Source organism: Bradyrhizobium sp. USDA 376 (assembly GCF_054063675.1).
In genome coordinates this window covers 155308-177460 of record NZ_JBSSGN010000001.1, presented here as the reverse complement: position 1 = coordinate 177460, position 22153 = coordinate 155308, and the positions used below count along the sequence as shown (strand labels likewise).

Sequence of the window (22153 nt, the reverse complement as noted above, 5' to 3'; positions counted from 1 at the left end):
CCTCCGTTCTTTGGCCAACTCACATTTGGTAGCCGCTGTGCGCACACTGCTACGAACAGGCTCTCTGGGGTAGCGAGCGCCTGACCGATCTCGCGGCCCGATGTTTTCCTGCCTTACCCTAATCAATCTCAGGGGGCGAGTGACGAATAGAACGGCTTTGTCGATCTCAACCTCCACAGAGTGAAAACCGTCCTTCTCACGCCATTGTAATCTTCGCTTCCATTTGGCTTACATATTGACCCTCTATCATCAGCTTGCATGGTGCATGATTGTCTGGAAAGGTCGCAACATCTTAACGCGCGTTTTCAACGCGTACCGGATCAACTACTAACACTGGTGATTGATCAGGCACCAAAATTCCTGGCGATGACACACCGTGCCGCCTGCGCGGATCGGGCGCCGATGCACCTTGAACGAATTTGGCAGGAGCAACTGCAATATGTCACCGTCAACGGCTCTGTCGCGGCGCACGTGCCTAGTCCTCACGTTTGCGAAATCCTTTGAGCCCGAGGTCGTTCAAGTATCCACGTGCCGGCTGCAAAACGCTTCGCAAGTAGGAGGATGGCAGGGGCCCGCATTTTGCAAGCAGTCCAGCCGTTCTATGCAGCGTAGTCGAGCCAAAGAGCCGTCAGTTTGATGTTGAGCCACAATTGTCGCACCAAGCACTCAGCATGGAGCGACGGGCGATTAGGCTGTCGGCTTTGTGTAGGGGGGCTGTGTCGGTGTAGGTGAGATCGCCAGCCTCGCCGAATATGGTTCGATGGCTAGACCGCGAGAGTACGGCGGTCGCGAGCTTTGGCTCGCTGCTCGAGTTCGACGACCGTAGGAGGTCACTTGCAGTCAGACTCGATATCGTTCTGTTTTACAGAGCGTGTGCCCGGCGCCCAGGACGTGGCGTCGGGTTCTGCTTTTGGCGGGCATGAGTTTATCGATCTCGCAAATGACGAGATCTTCCAGTCACTCTCATTAGCGCACGAGAGGGCGATGGTTACTGTCGATTCTGGGGCGAGCGGCGTCCTGGATCCCATTGGCCTCATGCCGCTCCGCAAAGCTATTGCGGAAAGGCTCGCCGCCCAGACAGGCTTTGATTGGAGTGCGGAAGAGATCGCAATCACTGCCGGCTCAAAGGAAGCGCTGCTTTGTGCGGGCCTGGCTGTCCTAGAGCGGGGCGACGAAGTTATCATTATCCGCCCCTGGCAACCGTTTGTCCCAGCACTGGTTCACGCCGCTGGCGCAGTACCAGTGTTCGTCGACGCTCAGCGCCCACGATATACTCCTGATGGCAACTCAATCCGAGCTGCCATTACATCGCGGACTAAAGCGATGATTATCAATTCACCCAACAATCCGACGGGCGCAGTCTACAGCCGAACAACATTGCAGGACGTCGGCGAGCTTGCTATCGAATTCCGAATATGGATCATTTCGGACGAGCGCTACTCAAGATTGGTATTCACTGGTTTACACCGCCATGAGTCGATCGTCGTGGCGCACCCCGCCGTGCGATCGCGAACGATCATGGTCAATCCATGTTCACAGGCGCTGGAGATATCAGGCTCTCGCTTGGGTTATTTCGCGGCTCCAAGGGCCATCGTTTCCGCCGCTAGAAAGCTTCAGGGCTATGCAGCGATGATACCAAGTCGAGAGGCGCAGCAGGCTACGCTGAGCCACTTTCAGGTCGGCGGCCGTATTGAGCGGGAGACATACCAACGGCTTTTCGACGCTCGCGACATAGGTCTTAACATCCTTTCTAATCTACGTGATGTAACGCCACCTCGTGCCGACGGGGCATTATTCTTCTATCTTGATCTGAACAGGCTTGCATCTGCTTTGCAGGACGAAGGTCGCGTTGGAGTGACGGATGATGTTGCAAGCTGGCTCCTGAAGCAAACTAACGTGGCTTGCGTTGGGGGAGACGCGTTTGGCGACGTCAACGGTCTGCGACTCTCATTCGGCGCCCCTCCGGGGGCATCGGCCATCGGCCTGACGCGCGTCGTCCAGGCGCTAAATAGCCTTAGGATCAAATAACGGCCGGTCCAGTTCCAGACGAAAGGCATGGTTGTGAATATCTGCGCTTCAGCTGATGACTTGCACTCGGCAATGTAAGCAGCTCCTATGTCCGTTAACGGCGAGCATCGGTCGAATCGTAACGTCAAAGACCGCATTTCGTCGCCGCCTCTGGAGGTCACGTCTCCTGATCTGGTCGACGATCTCACCATCCGGTAAAGAGTTCCGATGCACTCGTTCGCTCGACGTCGGAGAAGGCACAAAGGGCCGCAGGTCGCACGCACGCAAATTGTCGCCGTAGGCGGGAGTGCTTGGTCCGAAACCGAACGCGTCCGGTGTCACGAATCGGTCAAGTCGCTTCCAACTCCGACTTTGATCAGACAATCGCCAGCGATTCCACTGATTTGAACTGGCCCAGAGCGTGCATCGTGACAGATGGGAGCCCATCTGAGTCTCGCGATGAGCAACAGTTGCGGCGCCTTCAAGTCGAGTGGATCACCGGCATTAGGTTCGGAGACAGTATGCGCATCTGCGGTATCAAACTGACCCATGACGGAGCAGTCGCTCTTATCGAGGACGGACGGCTTGTCTTTTGTATCGAGCAGGAGAAGCGGGGCAATAATCCGCGATATCAAAAAATCGACAATCTCGATGCAGTTGTTGTTGCCCTGGCAGAGCACGGTTTTGATCCGCGAGACGTTGATCGCTTCGTCATCGACGGATGGTGGGGCGAGGTCGAGTCACAATTTGAGGTTTTCAGTGGGACTGCACCCATTACCCTTAAAGGGGCGCCGTATGTTGAGGGCGATGCCGAAGGCCTCCTCATAGCGCACGACGGCTCTGGGCTAATGCTCAACGGGAGCGCCTTCCCCTATCAAAGCTATCCGCATGTCACAGCCCATGTGGCTTCGGCCTTTTGTACTAGCCCTTTCGCCAAGGCCGGGCAGCCCGCGTTCTGTCTGGTGTGGGACGGCGCCTCCTTTCCACGTCTCTACCATATAGAACGCCGCGCAGCCAGGTTCCTCGAGTGCCTCTTCCCGCTGATCGGGCATGCTTATGCTGCCGCAGGCTACCACTTCGGACCATACAAGCAGTCGAACCGGACCAAGTGGGACCTCGGTGTTGCGGGCAAGTTGATGGCCTATATCGCGCTCGGTTCGGTCGACGAAGGCATCGTCGAGGTGTTTCAGGAGCTCTACGAAAAGCACTTTAGCACGTTTACGGAGCCAGTCGATCGTTGCAGCGAGGACGCCGCGCTTGAGCCTGTCCACGAGTTCTTCGATGCCAGCGCGCTACGGTTAAAAGCCAAAGCCCCCGAAGATGTGCTTGCATCCTTTCATTGGTTCCAAGAGCGTCTGCTCGTTACCAAGCTCGCGAGTGCTATACAGAGACATTCGAGGCTTCCCGCGCGCAATCTGTGCATCGCCGGCGGTTGCGGTCTCAACATAAAATGGAATAGCACACTACGAGCTGCCGGCTTGTTCGATGCTATCTGGGTGCCACCCTTTCCGAATGACAGTGGCTCGGCAATAGGTGCCGCTTGCTCCGCATTAGGGGCGGACCAAGGCTTTGTACCATTGGAATGGTCCGTCTATAGTGGTCCAGCCGTGGAACGAGGCGACGTGCCGCCCGGATGGGACGGCTCACCATGTAGCATGCGTGAACTTGCAACGATTCTCGCCAGCAACAAGCCCGTCATTTTCCTTGCCGGCCGCGCGGAGCTTGGACCTCGGGCTTTGGGTAGCAGAAGCATACTGGCCGCGGCGACATCGCCGCGAATGAAGGACCGTCTCAACGACATCAAACTTCGCGAGCACTTCCGGCCGGTAGCGCCAATATGCCTGGAGGATCGTGCGCCGGATATTTTTAGTCCTGGAACGCCAGACCCTTACATGCTCTTCGAGCACCTAACACGAGCAGAATGGCGGGCCAAGATCCCCGCTGTTGTGCATCTGGACGGATCTGCTCGATTGCAGACTATTTGCAGGACCTCTCAGCACAAAATCGCCGAACTTCTCGTCGAATACGAGGGCCTCACGGGCATTCCGCTACTATGCAACACAAGCGCCAATCACAATGGACGCGGGTTTTTCCCGAATGCGGCATCTGCCTGCCAGTGGGACCGCGTTGACCACGTGTGGTGCGATGGCGTGCTGTGGACGAAACGCGCGGGCGGAGACTCAGTGCTGGCCAACGACATCTTTCTCTCTCAGCGCGCGGAGGCGGAACCGTACGCCAAAGATCGGATACCTCCCGCCAGAGGCCGCCTTGTTTGACGAATGCGATCGCTGCAGGCCTAGGGGTAACGAAGAAAGGTAGGGATCGCGACCAAAGCAATCCGTTTTCTGCTGAAGACTTGGCCGCTATATTCCGTCAAGCTCCATGGAGAGGATGCAAGGATTCCGAAAACAGGATCAAGGCCGGTTCGCTCGTCTATCACGACGCATTGCACGTCGTACCGTACCTCGCGAGATACACTTTCGGGCGCCGAGAGGAGCTATGCGGCTTGGACATCGATGACGTTCTCGAAGAGAATGGAATCCCCTATATCTTCATTCGGCCGAACGAGCACCGAGCGCTGAAGAATCTGCAGTCGATGCGGCGAGTGCCGCTCATAAGTGAAGTTCTCCGACTTGGGTTTCTTCAATACCACTCCGCCATTAAAAAGCTGGGCCACAAGCTTTTATTTCCGGAGCTGCGAGCGGCTAATGACCGGACTCGGCGACACGTTCTATGGTGATTGGATCAAAGTGCCAAACGTCGCGGTGCCCAATGCCGCCGAGAAGAAGGTTTTCCATTCGTTTCGCAAAAGCGGAGGCGCTGATCTGAAGCACGCTGGCGTGGCTTCTGAACTCCGCGCCGACATACTCGGCCATGGCGGCGACAACATTACGGAAGAGCGATACGCCAGTTCGGCCAAACTCAAGCAGATGTTGGAAGCGCTCCAAAAGCTACCAATCGTGCCCGATCACATCTGACCTTGCCCCTCGGGCTTGATCCAGTTTGAAGTTCGTTCTGGCCCACCACAAGGACCAGAGCATGAAGCGCAGCCGCTTTTCGGAAGAGCAGATCATCGGGATTTTGAAGGAGCATGAGGCCGGCGTGTCGGTCGCCGATCTGTGCCGCAAGCATGGCGTCAGCGACGCCAGCATCTACAAATGGAAGGCCAAGTTCGGTGGCATGGAGGTGTCGGAGGCCAAGCGGCTAAAGACGCTGGAGGACGAGAACACGCGACTGAAACGGCTGCTGGCCGACTCCATGCTGGACAATGCGGCGTTGAAGGACCTCTTGGGAAAGAAGTGGTGACGCCCGCGGCCAAGCGGAAGGCTGTCGCGCATCTCGTGGCTGCCCACGGGATGAGTGAACGGCGGGCGTGTAAAGCCATCGGCTGCTGCCGCATGACCATGAGATACCGGACGACCCGGGCGGACGAAGCCGGCGTTCGCCAGCGCATGAAGGCGATCGCCCAGGAGCGCCGCCGCTTCGGCTATCGGCGCCTCCATGTTCTGCTCAAGCGGGAAGGCTATCTGATCAACCACAAGAAGCTGTTCCGGCTCTACCGGGAAGAGAGGCTTGCGGTGCGCCGCCGCGGCGGCCGCAAGCGGGCGATCGGGACCCGGGCGCCGATGATGGTGCCGATGGCGCCGAACGACCGCTGGTCGCTCGACTTCGTGTCGGATCAGCTCACCGATGGCCGCCGCTTCCGTATCCTCACCGTGGTCGATGATTGCACCCGCGAGTGCCTGGCGCTGGTAGCCGACACCTCGCTCTCCGGCACCCGTGTGGCGCGGGAGCTGGACCGGCTGCTGATGGAACGCGGCAAGCCGAAGATGGTGGTCAGCGACAACGGCAGCGAGTTCACCAGCAACGCCATCCTGACATGGGCCGATCAGAGCCGTGTTGCATGGCACTACATCGCGCCGGGCAAGCCCATGCAGAATGCCTTTATCGAGAGCTTCAATGGCCGGCTGCGGGATGAATTGTTGAACGAGACGCTGTTCACGTCGCTGGCCCATGCCCGCGTCGCGCTCCGATGCTGGCGGACCGATTACAACGACGCACGACCACACTCGCGGCTCGGATGGAAGACGCCGTCCGAGTTCGCCTTCACCTGCGATCCGCGCCGGGATCTGGCGCTGCGCTATGCCGAGGGCTCCGCGCCAGCTCCCGTCGCTACCACCGCCCAACCGGGCAAATCCAACAGCCGGGGCGAACTCAGGACTGGATAAAACTTGATGTGGTGGAACGGCCCGCTCCAACAGCATCAAAGTGCTAGAACGTGGTCGTTGTTCGAACGCCACAAAGGAGGGACCGTTCCGTGAAACAGGTTATCACCATCGGGCTGGATCTGGCCAAGCACGTTTTCCAGGTTCACGGGGCGGATGCCGAGGGCTCACCCGTGTTCAACCGGAAGCTACGGCGCAGCGAAGTTCTGCGTTTCTTTGAGAAGCTGCCAGCATGCCTGGTGGGGATGGAAGCATGCGGTAGCGCCCACTATTGGGCGCGCGAGATCGCAGCTCTCGGTCATGAGGTCCGGCTCATTCCGCCGGCTTATGTCAAACCCTTCGTCAAGCGTGGCAAGACGGATGCGGCGGACGCTGAGGCCATCAGCGAAGCGGTGACCCGAAAGACCATGCGCTTCGTGCCGATTAAGACGGCTGAGCAACAGGCTGCCGCGATGGTGCTGAAGACCCGCGCTCTTCTAGTGCGGCAGCGAACGCAGTCGGTCAACGCGTTGCGCGCGCATCTGGCAGAATTGGGGATCATCGCCACCGCCGGCCTGGCAAAGGTTGAGGCGCTGGTCGCAATCATACGGGATGAGACAGATGCACGCCTGCCCGCAGCAGCGCGCTTCGCGCTGATGGCTATTGCCGACGAGATTGAAGCTTCAGCCGACCAGATCGAGAGGCTCGAGCGCGCAATCGTCGCGGAGGCCAAGCACGACGAGGACATGCGTCGGTTGACCACGATCCCTGGCGTCGGCGCCATTACGGCGGCGACCATCAAAGCGCTTGTGCCGGATCCCGGCGGGTTCAAGTCGGCTCGCCACTTTGCCGCCTGGCTGGGATTGACGCCGCGGCCTCATTCAAGCGGAGGCAAAGAGCGGTTGGGACGAATATCGAAGATGGGAAATCCAGAACTCCGCTCTCTCCTCGTTGTCGGGGCAACGGCCGTCTTGCGGCTTGTCCGAAACGACGTTCGGGCGCGGCCGTGGCTGAAGGCGCTTCTCGCCAGACGCCCCTTCAAGGTTGCCGCCGTCGCGCAGGCCAATAAGACGGCGCGGATCATCTGGGCGCTCCTGAACAAGGGCGGAATTTATCGGCGTCCCGACCCATTGGCGATTGCCGCGGTGACGCAGTGACCGCCAAAACGATCTGACCGGCGCAGGCCGGCAGAGGGCGAGGTGCAACAACAGGCGATGAACCCATGGGACGAAATCCCGAAACGAGTGAAGCTACTGCCCCCAATGCGCTCAAGCGCGTAAACTTGATTTAGCTCCTCGTTCCGCGGATCTCATCGAGGCCAGCGGCCATATTGTGCCGCGCGCAAAGGCCGGACATATGACCGCACCGTTCCAATGTGTGAAATCGACTGAAAAAGCTCTTGCCTCGCGGGCCGTTCCACATATGGGGGCAAGGTCAAAGGTCACTGAGCAGCTCTTTGGCTTTGGCAAGCTGGGTTCCGCGGATCACTCCCCGGCTTTTTTTGGGGGATGAAGCTGCGTTTGTCGCTTATTGCCGCCCAGACAGTGACAGACCTCTCCGTCCCAGCTCGGTTTTTCGATCCGGAAAAAACCTCCAGGCCGGGGCCGGTCCACTCCGGCGCGTCGAAGTTCCGCGCGGCGCCGAGTGCGTCCAGCGGATTGGGTTCCGTATTCTTCCGGCGTGTTTCCCTCCGAGCGCAGGTTGTTGCCGAAGTCTGCGAGCTGGGTTTACAGTCTCCCCGTGTGCCGTTTGCACATGATATTTGAGATTTCGGCATCTGCGATTCACATATGTACTCGCGGGTCACTGCAGTTCAGTCAATCTTGAGAACTCATTTTGTAACGCATTTGGAACGACATGTGGTGTAAAGCAATAGTCTCAGCTTACGTTCGCTTAAGGAACCAGCAGGCGCTTGAAGATATGAGGGGCCTTCGGCGCGAATTGCTCGAGTCCGCGTCCGGCTCCGCAAGCAAGCACGTTCACGCAGATCTCCGATTGATCAAGGATGGGTTGGAACAGCTCCGCCGTCGCAAACTTTGAGGCCGGCACCGAATTCGCTGCCGCGGCCCTGCCGCTCCGGCATTGAGCGCCGTGATCGCTTGCTCCAACGCGCGCTTAGCGCCGATGTACAGATCCAACAGGTCGGTGGGGCGATGCCGTTGATGTTGCATATCAGCGCTCCTTTTGAGCGTGCTCGGCCTCGACCGCGCGGAGCAAGGCGGCAAGACAGGGATATTCCACGCCATCGCGCGCGTAGCGGTTGACGCGCTCGACATATCGGGCCGATCCGTCGGACTTGCCGCGCCAGCTGAACAGCAGCACGGCGCTGTTGTGCTGGCGCAGAACGTGGCCGGCGCCACTACCGAAATACTTGCTCATGGCGTGGCGCTTCATGGCCGGCCTCCAGCTTCCCCAGCTCCGACTCGTCCATTCCCGGATGAGCGTCCCGGACCGGGACGTTCCTATTGTAGGCGAAGAGGGATTCGGCGGGGGTGAACAGCTTCACACTTCTTGGTTTTCAGGCGGGTTGAATAGGCTGACCGCTGCACAGTTCGGGAGCCTTCCATGGAAACAGAGCTCACCGTCCAGCATGCCCCGCTGCCCGGGCCTCGGGAGCGCGAGCTCCGGGCTGCGCAGTACGTCCGGATGTCGACGGATCGGCAGCGAGAACTCTAGCCAAAAATGGTCCAGTTTGCCGGCCTCAGATATCAGAAGAAGGAGGACAGATGAAGCGAGCAAGGTTCACGGAAGAGCAGGTTATCGCGGTATTAAAGGACCATAGGCTGGGGCGAAGACAGCCGACCTGGCTCGCAAGCAGGGTGTTTCCGAGGCGACGATCTACAATTGGCAGGCCAAATTCGGCGGCATGGAGGTTTCCGAGGCGAAGCGGCTGAGGGCCTTGGAAGAGGCAGGTTGCGCAACAAAGTAAACAGCTGCTCGCGCACAGTCATCGCGTGATCTTCTCACATATTTATGGGGGGCGCTGGCAAACCACTGAAATGGTTCCGGTACCAGGCATTCGCGCTAGCTCACATTGAAAGCATTGAGCCCAACCATACGGGCGACTTGAAACGGATTGAATTACGGCTACGCTCTTAGGTGGCGCGTTTAATATTGTGCACTTCCCTACAGAAGTGTTCCGGGTTTGTCGATATCTTGTACGCGGCGATCGCAGAGTTTTCCTCCGAATGACCCGACTTCTTTGCATCGCTCGGCGAATAGCTTGCCGACGTATGTCCCGCTGGGACGGCTGACAAGGCCTGATGCGAACGTTCAGCACGAACTGCACCGTTGCCTGCAGAGAATGCGCGCTTGCAAGGCACAGGTGCGAGATTGTCCGCGACGAAGCTGCGATCGAATGGCCGTCGTTAGCGACGTCTTGCGGCTTGAAAACAACACCCCGCGCCCTTGTTCGTCGTGACTCCGTGTGAAAACGCAAAAAGCCGGCGCCGCCGCTGCTCTAGTCTGAGGGGCTCAGCTAATTAGCTGATTTTGGAAGGAGCCGAGCAGATGGCTGAAGTTGCCGATGAGAATGAAGTTGTTGATTTTGCGAAAGAAACGCGTGTCGTGGTGTTGAACACGAAGACAAACCGCGACGTGACCTTTAAGGTTTCGTGGGCGACCACGCTGCAGGCTGTATGGGACGCTTCTTACGGCAAGTTTAATCCGGCGGAGCACAAGGACGCTGACGACAAGTTCCAGTGCCAACACGCCGGCGCCGACCTGACGCCCTATCTCGGGCTCACGCTGCGGCAGGCCCAAGAGCAGCATATCTGTCCGGCACGCAAGTATCAGATCGTCGGTGGCACCGGCGGGGCGTGATGGCCAATGCCAACGAGACACCTGTCCCAGATCCTGCTCGTGGCGGCGAGGCGCTCGAGCGGGATCTTCCTCTCGCTCTGAAGGGACGGACTTTGGAAGAGGCCGGCTGGTGCAGAATCGACGCCTTAACCCTGTGCGTGCCGCTCTGGAGCCCGAGTGCCGACTTCTTCCTGCTGCGACTTCAATTTCACTGCTATCCCGAATGGCCACCGAGCGCGCAATTCGTGAACCCGATTACGAAGGACTACAAGCTGGGCGACGATGATCGGTGGCTTCCCAACATCGAGGCGCCGCACCTTAGGGTGCATCCAAATTACAACGACCAAAAGCGGCAGCTCATCTGCAACTCCACGACGCTGGAGTTCTACGACTTGCGCCACTCGGTAGAGGCGCGGCATGTCTGGGACCCTGAGCGCCACAATTTCAACCACACCTTGTTCACCATCACCGAGGCCATGCGGCTCTACTACAGGGGCCGTCAGGGGTAACCGCATGAGCAATTTCGATCAGGACGACCAGATACGCCGATCGCCGCCGCAGCAGCCCTATCAAGCCAATTCCGCTATCCTCTACGCGCCCAAGAATGCCCTCGAACAAACGGTCGGGGTGCTGCAAGGGGCCGGGCGCGTCGAGACGTGCTGCTTCTGGTACGGTCGCGATCTGCCTGGAGGGTGCGGGCGCGTGGAAGCCGTTGTTGTGCCCCCACAGCGCGGCACGTGGGGCAATTACGACGTCACCGGCGAGGCAATGGCGGCGGTGTCGGCGGCCACCCGAGCAAAGCGCTGGGTCGCGCTCGCTCAGGTGCATTCGCATCCGGGCGACTGGGTCGAGCATTCCCGATACGACGACGCCCGTGCGATAAGTCGAGGGGTCTTGTCGGTGGTCTTTCCGCGGTACGGTCACTGGACCGGTCCATGGCCGCATCGGGCCGGCATCCATGAACTCCAGATCAACTACTGGCACCTTCTTTCGATCGCCGACGCGGCCCGCCGTCTCGTTCTCGAAGGTGCCGGTACGGTTTCTTTTCTGGATTTGCGCTGATGTCTGGCCCTCTTCTCGGCGATAGGCATTTGCGGCCGGACCCTTCCGGTGCCCTTCGACCTATCGATCAGGCCCGCAAAGGTTTGGTGAGAGTCACGGTGCCCGCCGCGATCGCGTCCACGTTCGCCGGGCAGCACATGATCTGGACTCTGACGAACCAACTGGTCCGGCAAGACCAGCTTGTCGAGGGCATCGCGTTGTCAGTGCCGGAGACCCGCCTTCTCGACGGCGTCGTACCGTACGCCAAGCCTGGAAGTCTCGGTGAGTCTCTTTTGGCATGGGCGAAGGAAGCCGTAGGCGATCGTGTCCGCGTTGAGCTCGATATCGCCGCTGATAAACGCGCAGACGTTGAGATCACGGTTGGAAATGAGGGCGCGCGATTCGCCGCGGATCGACGACTGTCGATCTTCGCAGACGGATGGAATATCTACGCGGGTCCGCTCGGATCAGCTCCTAGCGTGATACCGCGGGACAAAAATCCACTCGGCCCTGCTTTCGCGGGGTGTCTAGCTGCTGCCGAGGTTTTCAAGCACCTGCGCGGAATTAACCCCGAACGCGGTTCCTTCGTCGATCAGCTTGCGTATTCGCTCCTCGATCTGCAGACCCGATCGGGGTGGGAAGATTTGCCCTCCGCTGAGCTGCCCGAGACGTTGTCCATCGGCCAGCCCTACTTGGTCGGCGCCGGTGCGGTCGGCCAGGCTTTCGCGCTGGCCCTCGGCTCCGTGCCTGGTGTGCGGGGTCACGTGACGGCCATCGATCCGGAGGCGCTGGACGATATAACCAATCTCAACCGTTATCCGCTTGCTCGCATCGTTGACTTTAACGACGATCGATCAAAGGCTGAGATCGTTGCCCAATATCTGCGGTCCCGCGGGCTGACGGCCCACCATGTGATGAAGAAGTGGGAGGAGTTTCTGCGTCGCGTGGATCGAGGCGATCAGCTTCCGGAGCTCGCGTCCGATGAGGCAATCTTCCGGTTCGACACGATACTCTCATGTGTTGACGATACTGATGGAAACTTCGCCCGGCACGCGATCCAGAATGTATGGCCGCGCACGTTGATGGGCGGCAGCACGCACGCTACGGGTCTGCGGTCAAGCGTCTCCATCTACGACGTTCGCTCGCCGTGGATGTGCCTGAAGTGCCACAACCGGCTTCGCGATCCACGCAAAGAACTCGTTGCCCTGGTTGATGAGTTGCGCGGGTTGTCGCAGGTGCAACGGGCAGCGTGGACATCTGCTCGCGGCATGAGCGCTAACGAGGTCGAGGAGGCATTAAGCAATCCAGGGTGCGCGTCGGTCGGCATCCAGCAACTTGCCGACTACGTCAACCGGCCAGGTGACCCGCAATTCTCGGTGGGGTTCACATCCATGGCCGCGGGAATCATTCTGGCTGCCCAGCACATTAAGATGTCGATCGGAATTGCTGCTTTTCCAACCGATCGTGGTTGCTCCAATTTCTTCTATTTTCTCCATCCAAGTTCTCGCTGGTTCGTGCAAGGCGCAAATCCGAACTGCACCTGCCAGACCGAAGGCAGGTCTCGCCATCTTCGTCTGTGGCGTTGAGCGGTCCCGCCTTCGGTCTAGAAGATCGTCCGTTAGAGAAAACCAGTTGCGCGCCAGATAAACGCGAACGCTCGAGAAGAGGTCGTCCGCTGCCTGGACGACCAACCTGAGCGCCATAGCAGGGACGGTGGTCAGGCGAAGGGATGGAGTGAATCAGCGCAGTTGCGCAGCAACGCTGATCGGCCGAGCTCTGGCCGCGGCAACTTGGTCTCCTGCGGCTGATCTCTCCTTAAGAAGTGACGAATATCTGTTGCCGATTTTGCATACCAAGCCAGCATTTGCTCCGAAGGCCCGTTCTCGAACTGAGTCGCATCGGCGCGCTTGTTGGCCCATCGAAAATTCTGGACAAAATAGTGCCGCAAGCCTTTTCCGGGGGAAGTGTTACAAGCACAGATAGTCGTCGCTCTCATTCTGTTGTTCGGTTGAACACTCATGGTGTTCTGGCGCTGGCCTCATCACGACGTCTCGGATCGCCCTGAGGACTGCTTCAACGGCGAAGAGTTTGGCGTTGTTCGGGAGCTTGAGCGGACAGCGATTGATCCCCTTTAAAACTCGAGTTGCCGCGCGCTTTGAATGACGAAAGAAACGATTTGTCACCAGTGATGCGTCGCCTGGTGGGCGATCTCTTCGCCGATCTCCGCCGCCTCGAAGAACGGATTCGCGAAGTGACAAAGGAGATCGAGGCGGTCGCCGATCGAGAGGACGTCACACGCCGGCTGATGACAATCCCTGGTATCGGCGCATTGGGTGCGACCGCCGTACTTGTCGCAATAAGGATAGTGGGTGTTGTTCACCCCAACCAACCACGATCCGGTCGCAATTTCCGACAGCAATGGCGTAGCAAAAGGCAGGGTTGTTACAGCGTCGGCAGCCATTGGCGTACTCTCAAACGACAGCGACCTCGATCACGATCAACTGTCAGTCGGCTCGGTTACGGAGATGATCTTGGCGCAGGAGCAAGCCGCAAACTGGGGCAGAGGTGGACTCCTTCCGCAGTCCCAGCGTGGACACGAGTCTGGCTGGAGAGATCAGCCTCGTCAGATCCGCCGAAATGGCGTTCACGAGCGAAGGGCTTAACCTCACTACCAAACTCTCGGGCTCGAGCGGGGAAAGGCCGGACAGCCTTCTTGGATTGTCGGAAGTGAATACGGACAAACTGACTTTCGCCTTTGCCGAGCGATCGGCGACGGGAACCATTGCCCGCGCGGCGCAAACTTCGCGAGCGCTCTCTCTACTGAACAACATTCTTTAGTGGTTCGTCATTACAGTGTGTTGCGAGAAAGTCGGAGGAGGAACGCTATCAGGAATGTCGAGGTGAAGTTTCTGCCTATGCCCGCCGCCACATGCTCTCGGCAGAGTAATGCAGCTGAACTGAATGTCGTCCCTTCAGTCGCATACGTGCTCAACGGACTTTGCCCCAGTTTTCCAGCAGAAGACAGGCCACAAGCTCATCGTTCAATATGGAATAGCTCCTGACCTTAAAAGATCCCGTCGTCGATGGCGAGACGGGAACGAGGATCCGATTTTGGTTGCAGAAAATTCTGACGCAACTAGGATGTAGCCGTAATCTCTTGATTTATTTTTTGAGGAGGATTTGGCATGAATGCGTTGCCCTGGTCGTCGTCAGCGGCCTTGCCGCCCACCGAAAATCAACCCATTGCGCCCGTCATCGAAACTGCCGGCAGTGATGGCAGCGCCGAGTCCAAGGGCGAATCGCAGCAGGATCTGCTTGTCTTTGGAAAATCGGATGTCAAGATAAAACCGAAGGGCGTGCGGGTCGGCAACGAAACAGTGCTGGGCACCGACGACCGCGTCAGAATTACCAATACAAAGGCCCCGCCGTGGCGCAAGATTGCCGGGCTGAAATTGAAGCCTCGGCCGCCACAGACATCTTCGTATATCGGGACGGGGTGGTTTATCGGCCCCAAGACCCTGCTGACCGCAGGACACTGCGTCTACAGCCCGTCGGATTTCAACGGCTGGATTGGTTCGATCGAGGTCTCGCCGGGGCAGGACGCAGGCGTGTCTCCCTTCAGGACCGTGACCGCAACGAAGTTCTTTGCGCTTCAGCAATGGATCAACTCGGCCGATCCCGATCATGACATCGGTTGCATTCAGCTGGCGGAGCCGCTGGGCGAGGAGGTCGGCTATTTCAAGATCGCGTCGCAGACGGATGCCGAGCTGGAGAACGCTCTCGTCAACATTTCGGGCTATCCGGGTGATCTCGACAACGGGCGAAACCAGTACTTCCACCAGAACAGGGTGCTTCGGACGTCCGCACACCGCATCTATTACGACGTCGATACGTACGGAGGCCAGAGTGGCTCGCCTGTCTGGGTCCAGGCGTCGGCGACCAGCGAAGCTGTTGCCGTTGCGGTGCACGCTTATGGAATAGGTGGCACGGCGCCCAGCCTCGGCGTGACGGCGAATTCCGGACCGCGACTTTCGCCGGAGATCGTGTTGACGGTGAAGGAGTGGTTGCAGGCCGCCTCGGCTTGACAGCTTCCGTGCCGCGCAGCCGGTGCTTCATTCATGTGACCCTCCGCGATGGGCGGCCGCTTGCCGGTGCCCGGATCGCGGTCGAGCAGGCAAGCGGTCCGGTGCCGGAACTGATGTATCAAACGGATGCGGACGGGCATGCCCAGATCGGGCTTCCAACCGGAGAGGTTCGGCTGCGCATCTTCACCGCCTCTGGCGAGAGCCGCTCCGTAGACATCAATGTCGGAGCGGAGCCGGACAAGACCTATGACGTAACAATCGATCCGCCCTGATGACGGTCCCCTGCGGAGAGACGCCATGATAAGTCGAGCCCGCTTCCCGGAGTCCACTGAGGAACGCGCCGAACGAGTCATCAAAGAGATCAAGAAGCTGGGGCTCGGACCAGCGGCGGCGCCGCGAGAAGCCGGCGGATTGGAGTCAGTCGCGCCGAAGTCACCGTCGTTGCAGGAGGTTGAGCAGCGCATCGAATGGAATCTCAAAGCGGCGTCTCCCGGCGCGACGGAGCTCGCTCGCGCGGTTGCCAACAAGACCGCACGGGAAGGACTCGACCTTGCCGCCTCGCTCGCCGGCGGTCACGTCAGCCATCGCGATCTCAACGCAGGGCAATTGGCGAATCTGGAGGCCGTGATCCAAGTCATTGGGCGGCCAGCCTGGTTCGTCGAGGGCGATGCGCCCGACACCAGTGCGGCGACTGCGAAAGACGACTTCTGGGTTGCGTATATCAATACGGCACAGAACGCGATCCTGGACATCTGCGCTCGGGTTGGCTGCATCATGGTCGGAAGCGCTGAGCCGTTCGTTCCTGTTGCGACCGGGTGGTTGATTGGCAGGAACACGCTGGTGACCAATGCGCATGTCGCCGGTGCGGTGGCCCGACAGAACGCTGCGCTGGCGGCCACCGACGTGCGCCAGGGATGGCGGTTGCGGACCGATCGGCCATGCGTCGTAGATTTCCGCTTCGAGAAGGGAGGCTCGAAGCATTCGCGGTTCGCCCTCGACGAGGTGCTTTATGTCGAGGGCGGTGACAAACCGGATCTCGCGATTTTCCGGCTGAAGCCGCCGACGGCGGACGCGGCAGGCGGCATGCCGTCACCGATCGTGATGGATCTGAAGGCGCAGTCCAACGGATGGGCGAAACGGAATGTTTTCGTCGCAGGGCACCCGATCAAGGACCTCGCGGACGATCAGAACGTATTCAAAGTTTTCGGTGAGCTCGACGGCACCAAGCGCTTTTCTCCGGGTTGCGTGCTGGAGCTTCTCGGCACGGATGTACTGGCCCACGACTGTTCGACGACCAATGGGTCCTCCGGCAGTCCGCTGGTGGATTTCGCATCGTCGAAGGTTGTGGGACTGCATTATTTTGGCCGCCCCGGAGCGCGCAACGAAGCCGTGCTCCTGTCGGCGATAGCCGATCACCCTGCGATCGTCCGAAGCCAGACGGGGGAGTGGGGTATCTAAAATGCCGACGCAGGCGATTTTACCGAAAGTCTTGAATCTCTACGCCTCGTGGGCGGTGATAACGGCGGCGGTCGACGCGATCCTGCCGCCCGACACGCAGCCGAGCGATCGCAAGAACTATATCGAGCGTCTTGCGCCACAGGATCCGGGCAACAAGGTCGTCTTGACGGAAGCGCTGGTACCGCACTTGGCCAGCCAGGGATGGCTCGAACGGTTTTGTGTCGAGCTCATCAGTCGCAGTCAGACCAATGCCGTGCTTCGCGGAATCCTCTCGGACCAGATTGCCGTGAATGCGGACGGAGTGGCCGATCAGGCTAACCTCCAGAGCCTGAACAACAAGGTTCAGCCCTTCCTGGTTTCGAAGACGTTCTTTGAAGGAATGGAGGCCGCCCGTTACCGTGTGTGTGCGATCTGGATCGACGATCCGTACGAGCCGGGCTTCAAGGGGACCGGTTTCCTCATCGGGGCAGATCTCGTTCTGACGGCGCGTCACGTCGTCGAGCGCTTCCTGGTCCCCGGCCCGGCCGGGGATGTTGCGCTGGCGGGAGCGGAGCAGAGCCTAGCTTTCGTGTTCGACTACTGGGCGCCCGTCGGCGCCTTCGCCGTCGCAGCCCCGCCGAGTGGTCTGCGCGTGGTCAGGCTCGTGACTCCTCGGGAAAATCCGCCAGCCAGCCGTTGGCTCGAATGGTCGAGCATGAAGCATCCGGATGACGGACGGACCCACCTTTTCGGCCCGCCGCCGATTGACCAGCGCCTCGACTGCGCAATCATTCGTCTGGCCGAACGGATCGGTGCCGAATCCATTGGCGGAGGCGGAGGCAAGCTTCGCGGATGGCAGCGTTTGGGCGCCCCGGTGCGCCCGCCGCGTCCTGGCAGTGCAATCGCGCTTCTGCAGCATCCCTCCGCCGGTCCCCAGATGTTCGATAAGGGGGACTTTGTCGACAGCGATCCCGATCCCTCGACCCGATTGTTTTATTCGACCAACACGAACGGAGGCTCCTCCGGATCACCTTGCTTCGACGCAACGCCGGATATCGTCGGGTTTCACAATGCGGGGCACCCGTCAGCCTATCCGAACAGGCCCACCAGTCTCTGCAATCAGGGTGTGTTTATAAATCAGGTGATCGCCCGGCTTTCGGTGGAGAAACCAGGCCTTCTGCTGGAATCATCCGCCGTTTTCGGGACCAACGACGGGCTGTGGTCGTTGTCCGATGATCGCCAGAAGCCCGAGCCAGTGCTGGGAAGGGTGGATTTCAAGGAAGCCGCATTCGCGATGTTCGATTCGCATGCGGTGCAGCGGGTTCTGGTCGTCAGCGAGCAGAACGCATCTAGTGTTCCTGGAAAGTCCGGCAAGAGCTTTTCCACCCGCATCCTGCGCGCCATTGCACGACGTCGGCCCGCGATCGTGGTCGAATTCTCCGCCGAGGAAATGAAGGAATTTAAATCCGACAGGCCGGAGGATTTTCTCCTGGAACTCGGCCGCCGCATCGATCTTGGCGAAATGAGGGGTATGCCGGAAAAACCTACGGACGAGCGGCAACGGACCCGCTGGTGGGCAAACGATCTGCCGGCCTGGTTCGGTCGGCTGTTGGAGGATCGCGCCAAAAACGCTGGACTTACCGTGAGCGAAACCGTGATCGACAGAACGATGGGGCCGGCGGCAGGTCAGGAACTGGTATTGCGCGAACTCGTTTGGATCGTCATCGATGACATCCACAAGTCGCCGCCTGACGGAGGGCTGAAGGAACTCATCGCGGGGATGATCGGTGTCACGGACACGCAGCAGGTGTTGGGACCGGGCTTGAAATCGATGCGTTGGCTGCTGATCGGTCATATTCCCGATTTTGTGCGCGAATATACAAGTCAGTACAAGCACGATGTCGTCGCTTACGACACGATTGGCATCGAAGCCTGGAAGAGCTGCATTCGGGCAGCAGTTTCTGCCGCTGGCGCGGACGGCCGCTACAACGATGATACGGTTGCAGCGCTCTACGAATATTCGAAGGCCACGTTGCCGGATTTGGCCGATCCTGGGCTCAGGCTGAAGACGTTGGCTGGCGGTGTGGTCCCAGCGCTGAAGGCAATCAAGGTCATGCAATAGAGGTGAATGGCATGGCGGCACCGGATAGCACGTCTTCAATGGCTGACATCGTCGCGCGATTGCGAGCAGCCGGTATCGATACGGCAAAGCTCGATAGCGATTTGAGCGTGGTGCGGGACGCTGCGAATTCCGTGTCGGGCAAGACCGAGACGGCTTTCCCTGGTGACCTCGCGTCACAGCAGCTGCTGGCCGCCGCCACCCGCGGCTACTTCCTTCCCAACAGTATCGGCTTCTCGCCCGACAAGGACGAAAGTCCGGATCTTCGTGCGTTGCTTGCCCAATCCGAACTGGTGCCGCGGAGCGGGACGCCCATGTGGCAACTCAAGCCCAGCGTCCGTCGGCAGGTGCTGCTGGATGCCAACGCGTCCAACACGCTGAAGTCCGCGATCGACATACCTGCGGACAGCGACGATCTGGAGGGCGCCATGCTCCGCCGGGTCATAAAGGGTGATTTGCCCGAGCTAGACGCCGCCACGGCCTCGGAGCTCGATCAGTTGATGGTCGTGTCCGGCTGGCTCGCCGGGACCGACTTCGCGGCGGTGCCGCCAACGGCAGATGTCCGCAGGCAAATCGCCAAACGCGAATTGTTGGAGCCCTTGAGAGTCCTGGTTGGGCGGACGGAGCAGGATGGCGCGGACGGCAGCAGAGACCGCATCGTCGGCCGTGAAAAGCAGATCGAGACGCTGCGCGCATATGTTGGAATCGTGCCGCCCGAAGAGCTCAGGCAATATGCAAGTCGAGCCATTCGGAGCTTGTGGCAGAGAATAACCTTCAGCGACGCCGCCAACGAGCCGCTGATCATCAGCGGCATCGGCGGCATGGGCAAGTCAAGTCTGATCGGAAAATTCATTCTCGACCATGCCTTGTTTCCGGGCATCGATCTACCCTTCGCCTATCTCGATTTCGATCGCGCCGCGCTGGCACCGCGCCAGCCGCTGCAGATCCTCATCGACATTGCCCTCCAATTCTCCACGTGGTTTCCCGGGCTGGAAGCGCCGCTGGCCAAATTCCGAGCCGATTTGCGAGGTGCAATCGATCTGCTGGCCAACAATCCGTCGCAGCGGCTGCTCGAAGATACGACGCGATCGCAGCTCAATGCATATTGCTTCGAGCTGAGGTCGATCATCGAATCGATCAACGAGGGTCGGGCGCCGGTACTGCTCGTCTTCGACACATTCGAAGTGGTTCAGTACGACCAGCAGGCGGTTAAAAGCATCTCAGATCTAATCGCAACGCTGCGCGCACCGACGCCGCCGACGGGCGCGAGATCCGGGGGGAGCTGGGAGAATTTGCGGGTGGTCGTTGCAGGCCGCGCCGGCGCGCCGGAGATCACCACCAGTCACACGCCCATCAAGCTGGGGCCGCTTCCACTCGCGGCCACCGTCGAACTCATCCGCCGGCGCAACCAAAGCGATGCCCTCGGAATCGCGAGTTCGCACATCACGGCTCTGGCGAAGCTGCTGCGGGGCAGTCCTCTCGATGTCGCGATCGTCATGAACTGGCTCAAGAGCAGGGACCAAGCGGAGCGTGCGTCTCTCCTGGACGAGATCATTTGGGAAGTCGAGGCATCTGACCGCGAGTCAGGGGACGCGCGGGAATCGACCGGAGACGACGATCGTGATGCCCGCGCGGACCTGGTGACGAGCAGGCGTATTACGGGGATCCTGATCAACCGGATGGTCAATCACATCAACGACCCTCAGGTACGGCAGCTCGCGGTGCCCGGGCTGGTCGTGCGCGCCGTCACCGCCGATGTCATCCGCGAGGTGATGGCCCCGGCCAGCGGTCTCGTCGAAAGCGCCGATGCGCTGTCTACGGACGAAGCGATGGAGCTGTTGCGGAGGCTCGAAGCCGAGCGCTGGCTTGTGACCCGCAGCGGCGAGTGCCTGCGGCACCGAAGCGATGTAAGACTTGCGATGCTCGACCTGATGCGCCGGCAGGATCGGCAAGATGGGCGGGATCGACAGGAACGCCGGCGGTTCGACGACGCCAATCTGCTGGCCATGAATTTCTTCCGCGCCCGGGCCAACAGCAGCACCGACATGCGCGCGGAAGCGATCTACCATCTGCTGTTGAGCGGCGACGAGAGAATCGAAGAGGCTGATTCCTATTGGAGGCCGGAGGTGGGTGCGCTCCTGGCCAGTGCCGTCGACGACCTGACGGGGGCAGCGCAAGTCTACCTCAAGATCAGGCTCGGACGGGCGGTCTCTGCGCAGGCGCTCAGAACGTTGCCGCCGAAGGTGGCGTCCTCGTTGCTGGTGGCTTTCGGCGGGCGTCTTCTGCAACGGGGAGTGGTCGCCGGGCTTTCGTCCCTGTTGGACGATCTGCAGAGGGGCGCGCACAATCCTGCGCTCGCCGGGATGGTCTGCGAAACCCAGTATCGTTCGGGGAACTGGGACGAGCTGCGGGAGTGGCTCAATCGAGGCACGACCTCCGGACCGCTGGCGCCTGCGTTCGCTGCACTTGGCGACGGCGACTTCGATGCCGCGCGCATGGCCGATGAAGCTGCCGGCGGGCCGTTGCGCTTCTGCTTGCGTCTTGGGGCACGCGACCCGCAGGCCATTCCCGTCCTCCTACAGTCCGGGATGGCTGACTGGAAGCTCGTATCGTTCCCGACCGGGTTGGGCGATGCAGCCTGGGACTATGCAGCGTGCATCCTGCATGCGGATGACTTCTTTGCCGGCTCGGTCGTTCTGGAACGAAAAGCTCGCATCCTCGATGCAGTCGGAGCGATGTGCAGGAGCGGACAAAAGGTGCCGGCGGCCGCGACCACGAGCGGCGCATTGCGCGTGCTCGCTTTCCATGAAACGGATACGGCGCGACCGATTTTGCGAAAGCTCGATTTCAACGCCGTTTTCTCCACGATCGGGGCGCGGATGTTGCAGGAGTTCGGAAAGTCATTTGAAGCCGTCGCTTCCCAATTGCAGCCCAATTTTCCGGAGCTAGTCTCCGGCATGAGGACCTTGCTGAAGGGCTCGTCCGCGATTCCGGGCAACGCGGTGATCGCCGACCCAAAGTTCACGCGCGAATTCGCGGGGTTGGTCGCACAGATGGCCGCATCGGGCTCGGAGGCCGCGGCGCGATGTGTCCTGAACACGCTCGCCGGAACACATCCCGATTGGATAGAGCCGGCTGGGCACGCCCTGACCAGGGCGTTTCCAGGAGAGATTCCGAGCAAGCTTGGATGGTGGTCGTCGGTCGACAAATACCTGGCGAACGGCGGCCGCCAGGCCCGCAGTCGGCGGCCCCTCGATGGCTACGCCATTCTATCGCTGGCCGACGAGGCCGGCAGTTTCGTCGAAGCCTTATCTGCATATGCGGAGATCGTCGACCACCACAGCGATCGGGCGCAGGATTTCATTGCGATAGCTGCCGCATTTCAGGGATGGAGACGTTGGCTGACGTCTATGCTGTCACCGACTGCTTGAGAATTATATTCATTGAAAGTCATTTGC

At 59.9% G+C, this 22153-nt stretch carries 18 protein-coding genes and 1 pseudogene; 17 read left to right on the top strand and 2 right to left on the bottom strand.

Going from position 1 to position 22153, the window contains the following annotated elements; translation table 11 throughout:
- Window positions 1-834 precede the first annotated feature (834 nt).
- From ACVJ19_RS00750 to ACVJ19_RS00730, 5 genes are all read left to right on the top strand, one after another.
- The gene (locus tag ACVJ19_RS00750) at window positions 835-2028 is read left to right on the top strand and encodes a pyridoxal phosphate-dependent aminotransferase (RefSeq protein ID WP_049802023.1); all 1194 of its coding nucleotides are present in this window, start codon (window positions 835-837) and stop codon (window positions 2026-2028) included.
- Between the two features lie 500 nt (window positions 2029-2528).
- Complete coding sequence (gene nodU, locus ACVJ19_RS00745; protein WP_080588739.1) at window positions 2529-4283, top strand: nodulation protein NodU; 1755 nt, start codon at window positions 2529-2531, stop codon at window positions 4281-4283.
- Window positions 4284-4715: 432 nt separating this feature from the next.
- Window positions 4716-4985 (top strand): site-specific integrase, encoded by a 270-nt coding sequence (locus tag ACVJ19_RS00740; protein WP_028144096.1) that lies wholly within the window; start codon window positions 4716-4718, stop codon window positions 4983-4985.
- Window positions 4986-5046: 61 nt separating this feature from the next.
- A protein-coding gene (locus ACVJ19_RS00735; RefSeq protein ID WP_095425220.1) for an IS3 family transposase occupies window positions 5047-6236 on the top strand; the annotation gives its coding sequence in 2 pieces (ribosomal slippage) (window positions 5047-5293 and window positions 5293-6236; 1191 coding nt in all).
- A gap of 89 nt (window positions 6237-6325) precedes the next feature.
- Window positions 6326-7369 (top strand): IS110 family RNA-guided transposase, encoded by a 1044-nt coding sequence (locus ACVJ19_RS00730; protein WP_018273859.1) that lies wholly within the window; start codon window positions 6326-6328, stop codon window positions 7367-7369.
- A 1015-nt stretch (window positions 7370-8384) separates the two neighbouring features.
- Here the strand turns inward: ACVJ19_RS00730 and ACVJ19_RS00725 are convergent.
- A complete protein-coding gene (locus tag ACVJ19_RS00725) occupies window positions 8385-8606 on the bottom strand; it encodes a hypothetical protein (RefSeq protein ID WP_028143557.1) in 222 nt (73 codons plus the stop codon).
- 332 nt (window positions 8607-8938) lie between these two features.
- Between ACVJ19_RS00725 and ACVJ19_RS00720 the strand changes: the two are divergent.
- From ACVJ19_RS00720 to ACVJ19_RS00700, 5 genes and pseudogenes are all read left to right on the top strand, one after another.
- Window positions 8939-9138 (top strand): annotated as a pseudogene (locus tag ACVJ19_RS00720) (transposase); the annotation flags it as partial.
- Window positions 9139-9722: 584 nt separating this feature from the next.
- Window positions 9723-10034: a hypothetical protein gene (locus ACVJ19_RS00715; protein ID WP_028143556.1), complete on the top strand. Its 312-nt coding sequence runs from the start codon at window positions 9723-9725 to the stop codon at window positions 10032-10034.
- Complete coding sequence (locus tag ACVJ19_RS00710; RefSeq protein WP_028143555.1) at window positions 10034-10522, top strand: hypothetical protein; 489 nt, start codon at window positions 10034-10036, stop codon at window positions 10520-10522. The genes ACVJ19_RS00715 and ACVJ19_RS00710 overlap by 1 nt, the downstream gene beginning before the upstream one ends.
- A gap of 4 nt (window positions 10523-10526) precedes the next feature.
- The gene (locus ACVJ19_RS00705) at window positions 10527-11075 is read left to right on the top strand and encodes a hypothetical protein (protein WP_453947805.1); all 549 of its coding nucleotides are present in this window, start codon (window positions 10527-10529) and stop codon (window positions 11073-11075) included.
- Window positions 11076-11173: 98 nt separating this feature from the next.
- Complete coding sequence (locus tag ACVJ19_RS00700) at window positions 11174-12640, top strand: ThiF family adenylyltransferase (RefSeq protein ID WP_453947804.1); 1467 nt, start codon at window positions 11174-11176, stop codon at window positions 12638-12640.
- A 593-nt stretch (window positions 12641-13233) separates the two neighbouring features.
- Here ACVJ19_RS00700 and ACVJ19_RS00695 read toward each other — a convergent pair.
- Window positions 13234-13515 (bottom strand): hypothetical protein, encoded by a 282-nt coding sequence (locus ACVJ19_RS00695; protein ID WP_154694114.1) that lies wholly within the window; start codon window positions 13513-13515, stop codon window positions 13234-13236.
- Between ACVJ19_RS00695 and ACVJ19_RS00690 the strand changes: the two genes are divergently transcribed.
- From ACVJ19_RS00690 to ACVJ19_RS00660, 7 genes are all read left to right on the top strand, one after another.
- Entirely contained in the window at window positions 13424-13717 is a 294-nt protein-coding gene (locus tag ACVJ19_RS00690; RefSeq protein WP_223153741.1) for an Ig-like domain-containing protein, read from the top strand. The two genes, ACVJ19_RS00695 and ACVJ19_RS00690, sit on opposite strands and share 92 nt — an antisense overlap.
- Window positions 13644-13892, top strand: a complete 249-nt coding sequence (locus ACVJ19_RS00685; RefSeq protein ID WP_131233136.1) for a hypothetical protein — start codon at window positions 13644-13646, stop codon at window positions 13890-13892. The genes ACVJ19_RS00690 and ACVJ19_RS00685 overlap by 74 nt, the downstream gene beginning before the upstream one ends.
- Before the next feature lie 347 nt (window positions 13893-14239).
- Window positions 14240-15139, top strand: coding sequence for a trypsin-like serine peptidase (locus ACVJ19_RS00680; RefSeq protein ID WP_049806740.1), 900 nt, complete (start codon window positions 14240-14242; stop codon window positions 15137-15139).
- Window positions 15136-15411 (top strand): carboxypeptidase-like regulatory domain-containing protein, encoded by a 276-nt coding sequence (locus ACVJ19_RS00675; protein WP_157461078.1) that lies wholly within the window; start codon window positions 15136-15138, stop codon window positions 15409-15411. Before ACVJ19_RS00680 ends, ACVJ19_RS00675 begins: the two co-directional genes overlap by 4 nt.
- 25 nt (window positions 15412-15436) lie before the next feature.
- Window positions 15437-16597: a trypsin-like serine peptidase gene (locus ACVJ19_RS00670; protein ID WP_080588718.1), complete on the top strand. Its 1161-nt coding sequence runs from the start codon at window positions 15437-15439 to the stop codon at window positions 16595-16597.
- 1 nt (window position 16598) lies between these two features.
- Window positions 16599-18698 carry a trypsin-like serine peptidase gene (locus ACVJ19_RS00665; protein ID WP_038936579.1) on the top strand — a complete coding sequence of 700 codons (2100 nt, stop codon included), beginning with the start codon at window positions 16599-16601 and terminating at the stop codon, window positions 18696-18698.
- A 38-nt stretch (window positions 18699-18736) separates the two neighbouring features.
- Window positions 18737-22126, top strand: a complete 3390-nt coding sequence (locus ACVJ19_RS00660; protein ID WP_453947802.1) for a hypothetical protein — start codon at window positions 18737-18739, stop codon at window positions 22124-22126.
- The last annotated feature ends 27 nt before the right edge of the window (window positions 22127-22153 follow it).